This is a genomic window from Sphingopyxis sp. LK2115, assembly GCF_014595975.1.
Lineage (GTDB): Bacteria > Pseudomonadota > Alphaproteobacteria > Sphingomonadales > Sphingomonadaceae > Sphingopyxis.
This window is the reverse complement of record NZ_JABWGQ010000026.1, coordinates 1-7,000: the sequence shown is the minus strand read 5'-3', so window position 1 is coordinate 7,000 and position 7,000 is coordinate 1. Positions and strand designations below refer to the sequence as shown.

Annotated in this window: 7 protein-coding genes; all 7 read left to right on the top strand. The window is 62.3% G+C overall.

Features of this window, described 5'->3' with window-relative positions:
* Positions 1–981, top strand: a 981-nt coding sequence (locus HUW43_RS04245; protein ID WP_317450818.1) for an acyl-CoA carboxylase subunit beta, incomplete at its 5' end; no start/stop codon positions are given.
* Between the two features lie 48 nt (positions 982–1,029).
* Complete coding sequence (locus HUW43_RS04240; RefSeq protein WP_188236239.1) at positions 1,030–1,572, top strand: hypothetical protein; 543 nt, start codon at positions 1,030–1,032, stop codon at positions 1,570–1,572.
* Positions 1,569–2,009 (top strand): methylmalonyl-CoA epimerase, encoded by a 441-nt coding sequence (gene mce, locus HUW43_RS04235; protein WP_188236238.1) that lies wholly within the window; start codon positions 1,569–1,571, stop codon positions 2,007–2,009. The genes HUW43_RS04240 and mce overlap by 4 nt, the downstream gene beginning before the upstream one ends.
* Before the next feature lie 191 nt (positions 2,010–2,200).
* A complete protein-coding gene (gene scpA / locus HUW43_RS04230; RefSeq protein ID WP_188236237.1) occupies positions 2,201–4,348 on the top strand; it encodes a methylmalonyl-CoA mutase in 2,148 nt (715 codons plus the stop codon).
* A gap of 113 nt (positions 4,349–4,461) precedes the next feature.
* Positions 4,462–5,463 (top strand): biotin synthase BioB, encoded by a 1,002-nt coding sequence (bioB, locus tag HUW43_RS04225; RefSeq protein WP_188236240.1) that lies wholly within the window; start codon positions 4,462–4,464, stop codon positions 5,461–5,463.
* On the top strand, positions 5,460–5,852 hold the full coding sequence (locus tag HUW43_RS04220; protein WP_188236236.1) for a lysozyme inhibitor LprI family protein: 393 nt from the start codon (positions 5,460–5,462) through the stop codon (positions 5,850–5,852). The genes bioB and HUW43_RS04220 overlap by 4 nt, the downstream gene beginning before the upstream one ends.
* Positions 5,852–7,000, top strand: a 1,149-nt coding sequence (locus tag HUW43_RS04215) for an acetyl/propionyl/methylcrotonyl-CoA carboxylase subunit alpha (protein WP_188236235.1), incomplete at its 3' end; no start/stop codon positions are given. The genes HUW43_RS04220 and HUW43_RS04215, both read left to right, overlap by 1 nt.

Sequence of the window (7,000 nt, the reverse complement as noted above, 5' to 3'; positions counted from 1 at the left end):
AAGGACAGCAGCTACATGTTCGTTACCGGGCCCGACGTGGTCAAAACGGTGACCAACGAGGTGGTGACGCAGGAGGAACTTGGCGGCGCGATCACCCACACGACCAAGAGCTCGGTCGCCGACCTGGCGTTCGAGAATGATATCGAGGCGCTGCTCAGCGTCCGCGATTTTTTCGACTATCTGCCCGAAAACAACCGCAGTGGCGTCCCCACGCGCCCGACGAGCGACCCGTTCGACCGCGCCGAGATGAGCCTCGACACGCTGATCCCGCCGAACGCCAATCAGCCCTATGACATGCACGAGCTGATCCGCAAAACGGTCGACGAGGGCGATTTTTTCGAGGTTCAGCCGGCGCATGCCGCGAACATCATCTGCGGTTTCGGGCGGATCGAGGGGCGGACGATCGGCATCGTCGCGAACCAGCCGCTGGTGCTGGCGGGTGTGCTCGACATCAATTCCTCGAAAAAGGCGGCGCGCTTCGTGCGCTTCTGCGACGCGTTCGAGATTCCGATCATCACCTTCGTCGACGTCCCCGGCTTTCTGCCCGGGACCGCGCAGGAATATAACGGCATCATCAAACATGGCGCGAAATTGCTCTTCGCCTATGCCGAGGCGACGGTGCCGAAGATCACCGTGATCACGCGCAAGGCCTATGGCGGCGCCTATGACGTGATGGCCTCGAAGCATCTGCGCGGTGACCTCAACTATGCCTGGCCGACCGCCGAGATTGCGGTGATGGGCGCGAAGGGCGCGGTCGAGATCATCTTCCGCGCCGATATGGGTGACCCGGAAAAGATCGCGCAGCGCACGAAGGAATATGAGGACCGCTTTGCCAATCCATTCGTCGCGGCGCAGCGGGGGTATATCGACGAGGTGATCTATCCGCACTCGACGCGGCGGCGGATCGCGTTGGGGTTGAGGAAGCTGCGAAACAAGCGGCTGGAGAACCCTTGGAAGAAGCATGACAATATTCCGCTGTGAGGCGATATGACATGCGTTGAAGAAATTCTCAGAGAGGCAAGGGAGCACTTGCTGGTCGCAAAAAGTGGGCTGGCGATGATCGTGAGCGGCCTCGGAGAAGGTAGAATTGGTCTTAGGAATGTCGCTGTGTTCGGTCGAATGGTGACTTTTGCAACCAACAATCTGAGGTCATGCCTCTCAGGCTTTGATGATTGGGATATTGCAGCAAAGCGGAGGCATTTCGACAATACAGATTGCCGCTATATGAATGAGCTGCGCAACGTAATTGAGAAACAGGCAAGAACACCGGTCTCGATGTCTGCTCACATTTACTCCTTTAGGATGGGCGACCAAAGAAAATTTGAACGCCCGCCTGGAGCAACTAGTTTTTTTATAGGTGATCGAAACGGTGGCTCCGGTTGGTTAGTTCCAGGCCCAGATGGCAATGAGGTACCTTTCTATGTCGCGCTTCCTCCTGAAATCGGCAAGGTGACGCTCTCCTTGCCAGAAAACGGCGGAAGAAGCGCTGCGGAATGTGCGGGAAGCTATGTGGCCGCGTTGGAAGCGTATTTGGACGACCTGAAAAGATTTGCGCAGGAGAGGCAACGATGAAACTAGGCCGCCTCAACCACATCGGCGTTGCGACGCCCTCGATCGCTGACAGCATCGTCTTTTACCGCGACGTGATGGGCGCGACGACGATCCATGAGCCTTTCGACCTGCCCGATCAGGGGGTGAAGGTGTGTTTTGTGGATACGCCGGGTGCGGGCGGGGCGATGGACGGGACGCAGATCGAACTGATCGAGCCGTTGCCGGGCAATGCCTCGATCGCGGGGTTTCTGGAGAAGAATCCGGCGGGGGGGCAGCATCATGTCTGTTACGAGGTGCCCGACATTCACGCAGCCAAGGCCGAGTTCGAGGCGATGGGCAAGCGGGTGCTGGGGGAGCCGCGGATCGGGGCGCATGGGACGCTGATTTTCTTTCTGCACCCCAAGGATATGGGCGGGGTGTTGACCGAGATTATGGAGACGCCGAAGGGGGCGCATTAATCGTTCCTCCCCCGTTGCGGGGGAGGAAGGTGGAGGTTGGGGACGTGCTCCTACCTTTAGTCGGCGAGGGGGCGGTTGGCGAGCCTGCGGCCCGCGACCGCTCGCCAAGCTACGACCAGGCGGCAAAGCCGCCAAGTCTTCGTATCCCTCTTCCCAAAAGGGGAGAGGGGGTTTGGGATTAGAGACCGCATATGACCGACAAACCGACCCTCGACCAATGGGCCGAAGCCGCCGCCAGGGAAGTGAAGGGCCGCGACCTGACCTGGCATACGCCCGAAGGCATCGACGTCAAGCCGCTCTACACGGCCGCGGACGTCACCACCGATCCTGGCCTGCCCGGCTTTGCCCCCTTCACGCGCGGGGTGCGGGCGTCGATGTATGCGGGGCGGCCGTGGACGATCCGGCAATATGCGGGCTTTTCGACCGCTGAGGAATCGAACGCCTTTTATCGCCGCAACCTCGCGGCGGGGCAAAAGGGGCTGTCGGTCGCCTTCGACCTTGCGACGCACCGCGGTTATGATAGCGACCATCCGCGCGTCGTCGGCGACGTCGGCAAGGCGGGGGTCGCGATCGACACGGTCGAGGATATGAAGATCCTGTTCGATGGCATCCCGCTGGACCAGATGTCGGTCAGCATGACGATGAACGGCGCGGTGATCCCCATACTCGCCTTCTTCATCGTCGCAGGCGAGGAACAGGGCGTCGATCGCAAATTGCTCGACGGGACGATCCAGAACGACATCCTGAAGGAGTTCATGGTCCGCAACACCTATATCTATCCGCCCGAACCCTCGATGCGGATCATTAGCGACATTTTTGGCTACACGTCGCGCGAGATGCCGAAGTTCAACAGTATCTCGATTTCGGGCTATCATATGCAGGAAGCCGGCGCGACGCAGGTTCAGGAGCTGGCCTTCACGATTGCCGATGGCGCCGAATATGTGCGCTATGGTGTCGCATCGGGCCTCGACATCGACAAGTTCGCCGGGCGCCTGTCCTTCTTCTTCGCAATCGGCATGAACTTCTTCATGGAAATCGCCAAGCTGCGCGCCGCGCGCGTGCTGTGGCACCGCGTGATGACCAACCTTGGCGCCAGGGACGAGCGCAGCAAGATGCTGCGCACCCATTGCCAGACGTCCGGGGTCAGCCTGACCGAGCAGGACCCCTATAACAATGTCATCCGGACGACGATCGAGGCGATGGCGGCGATGCTCGGCGGCACCCAGTCGCTCCACACCAATGCGCTCGACGAAGCGATCGCGCTGCCGACCGATTTTTCGGCACGCATCGCGCGCAACACGCAGATCGTCATCCAGGAAGAAACGGGGATGACCAAGGTGGTCGATCCGCTCGGCGGCTCCTATTATGTCGAAGCGCTGACGCAGGAGCTCGTCGACAAGGCGTGGGAGATTATTGAGCGCGTCGAGAAGGAAGGCGGCATGGCCAAAGCCGTGGCGGCTGGCTGGCCCAAGGCGATGATCGAGGAAGCCGCCGCGGCGCGGCAGGCGCGCGTCGACCGCGGCGAGGATGTGATCGTCGGCGTGAACAAATATCGCCTGAAGGACGAGGATCTGCTCGAAACGCTCGAGGTCGACAATACGAAGGTCCGCGAAGCGCAGGTGGCGCGGATCAACAGGGTCAAGGCGAGCCGCGACGAGGCAGCGTGCCGGGCGGCGCTCGATGCGCTGCGCAAGGCGGCGGCGGCACCGCAATCGATCGAAACGAACCTGCTGGCGCACGCCGTTGAAGCCGCCCGTGCGCGTGCGACGCTGGGAGAAATCTCGTCGGCGATGGAGGAAAGCTTTCAGCGTTACGCCACCCAGCCGACGCCGGTGAAGGGCGTCTATGCCGCGCCCTATGAAGGCGATGGCCGCTGGCAACAGGTGCTCGAAGGGGTGAAGGCGGTCGAACGCCGCATGGGCCGCAAACCGAAACTTCTCGTCGCCAAAATGGGGCAGGACGGGCATGATCGCGGCGCCAATGTGATCGCGTCGGCATTCGGCGACATGGGCTTTGACGTCGTTTCGGGGCCTCTGTTCCAGACGCCCGAAGAAACGGTGGTGCTGGCGCTCGAAAATGACGTCGATATCGTCGGCGCGTCGAGCCTGGCAGCGGGGCACAAGACGCTTATCCCCGAACTGATCCAAAAGCTGAAAGAGGCGGGGCGCGGCGACATCAAGGTGATCGCGGGCGGCGTGATCCCGCCGCAGGATTATCAATATCTGCGCGACGCGGGGGTGCAGGGGATTTACGGCCCCGGCTCCAACGTCGTGGAATGCGCGGCCGACGTGCTGCGCCTGCTGGGCCATAATATGCCCCCCCTGGAGGACGCTGCGTGACCAATTCCAACCTTTCTACGCCCTTGGTGTCGAGCGAGGTCGAGACACCCATCAACGCCGCACCGGACGCGAGGAGCATCCCGACTTCGCTCGATGCAAATGGAGAGGGAGAGGTGCGCCGCGACTGGACCCGCGAGGAAATCGCCGAACTGTTCGACCTGCCGTTCGACGAACTGATGTGGGAGGCGCAGGGCGTCCACCGCCGCCACCATGCACGTGGGCAAGTGCAGCTTTGCACGCTGCTCAGCATCAAGACGGGCGGGTGCGTCGAGGATTGCGGCTATTGCTCGCAATCGAAGAGCGCCGACAGCGGCCTGAAAGCCACCAAGCTGATGGACGTCCGCGCGGTGTTGCAGGCGGCGGCGCGGGCCAAGGATTCGGGATCGAAGCGATTCTGCATGGGCGCCGCCTGGCGCAACCCCAAGGATCGCGACATGCCCGCGATCGTCGAGATGGTGGAGGGCGTGCGCGCGATGGGCATGGAAACCTGCATGACGCTGGGGATGCTGTCCAGGGAACAGGCGCAGCAGCTCGCGGTCGCGGGGCTCGATTATTACAACCACAATATCGACACCTCGCCCGAAAATTACGGCAATGTCATCACGACGCGGACGTTCCAGGACCGGCTCGATACGTTGGAAGAAGTGCGCGCGGCGGGGATCAATGTGTGCAGCGGCGGCATCGTCGGCATGGGAGAGACGCGCGCCGACCGCGTCGGTTTCATCCACGCGCTCGCGACCTTGCCCGAACATCCGGGCAGCGTGCCGATCAACGCGCTGGTGCCGGTGAAGGGCACCGTGCTCGGCGACATGCTGGCCGACACGCCGCTGGCGAAGATTGACGACATCGAGTTCGTCCGCACCATCGCGGTCGCGCGCATCACAATGCCGCGAAGCATGGTGCGGCTGAGCGCGGGGCGCGAGAGCATGTCGGAAGCGACGCAGGCGCTCTGCTTCATGGCGGGCGCGAACAGCATCTTCACCGGCGACAAGCTGCTGACGACGGCGAATGCGGGCGACAATGCCGACGCGGCGCTGTTCGCGAAGCTGGGGCTGCGCCCGATGGAGAGCGAAGAGCCGATGCGCCAAAGCGCGCAGATGGAGGCGGCGGAGTGATTGTCGCAGCGCTTTTGCTTGTTGCTGCCCCGGTCGATGATCCGTCGATCGATTGCGACAACCAGCGCTATCAGGTCGAGATGAATTATTGCGCTCGCCAGGCGTATGAGCGCGCCGACGCCGCGATGAACGTGCAGTGGAAGCTGACGGTCGCGGCGATGCGCGAGCGCGACAGGCATATCGACCGCAAATATGACAGCCAGCCCACGCATGATGCCACGTTGCTGGCGTCGCAGCGGGCGTGGCTGACCTATCGCGATCAGCAATGTTTGAACGAAAGTTTCGCGGCGCGCGGCGGCAGCATGGCGCCGATGCTGCACAGCGGATGCATGGAACGATTGACCAAGGCGCGGACCGCCGAACTCAAGGCACTTGTCGAGGAATATTGATGTTCAAGAAAATCCTGATCGCCAACCGCGGTGAAATCGCCTGTCGCGTCATCAAGACCGCGCGGCGGATGGGCATCGCGACCGTCGCCGTCTATTCGGACGCGGATGCGCGTGCGCCTTTCGTGCAGATGGCAGACGAGGCGGTGCATATCGGCCCCTCGCCCGCGTCCGAATCCTATCTGGTCGCCGACAAGATCATCGCCGCGTGCAAGGCGACGGGGGCCGAGGCAGTGCATCCGGGATATGGCTTTCTGTCGGAGCGCACCAGCTTTGCCGAAGCGCTCGCTAAGGAAAATATCGCCTTCATCGGGCCGCCGGTGAACGCGATTGCCGCAATGGGCGACAAGATCGAGTCGAAGAAGCTTGCGAAGGAAGCGGGAGTCAATGTCGTCCCCGGCTTTGTCGGCGAGATCCGCGATACCGACCATGCGGTCGAGATCAGCAACGAGATCGGCTATCCGGTGATGATGAAGGCCTCGGCTGGCGGCGGTGGCAAGGGGATGCGCCTCGCCTATGACGAAAAGGACGTCCGCGAAGGGTTCGAGAGCGTCAAGCGCGAGGGGCTGAACAGCTTTGGCGACGACCGCGTCTTTATCGAAAAGTTCATTCTCAACCCGCGCCACATCGAGATCCAGATCCTCGGCGACCAGCACGGCAATATCCTCTATTTGAACGAGCGCGAATGCAGCATCCAGCGCCGCCACCAGAAGGTGGTCGAGGAGGCGCCGTCGCCCTTCGTCACGCCAAAGATGCGGCAGGCGATGGGCGAGCAGTGCGTCGCGCTGGCAAAGGCGGTCGGCTATTACAGCGCGGGCACGGTCGAGCTGATCGTCAGTGGCGCCGACCCGACGGGCGAGAGCTTCTACTTTCTCGAAATGAACACGCGCCTTCAGGTCGAGCATCCGGTGACCGAGGCGATCACCGGCATCGACCTCGTCGAACAGATGATCCGCGTTGCGGCGGGTGAGAAGCTGGAGATGACGCAGGACGACATCAAGATCGACGGCTGGGCGATCGAGAACCGCGTCTATGCCGAGGATCCCTATCGCGGCTTCCTGCCCTCGACCGGACGGCTGGTGCGTTATCGCACGCCGGTTCCGGCGTGGGAGGGCGACGAGCGCGGCGTGGGCGGCGTGCGCGTCGATGCC

Bases quoted from the DNA above. Each gene is read 5' to 3' on its own strand.
- mce (WP_188236238.1), top strand. From the start codon at position 1,569: ATGAAACTAGGCCGCCTCAACCACATCGGCGTTGCGACGCCCTCGATC.
- scpA (WP_188236237.1), top strand. From the start codon at position 2,201: ATGACCGACAAACCGACCCTCGACCAATGGGCCGAAGCCGCCGCCAGG.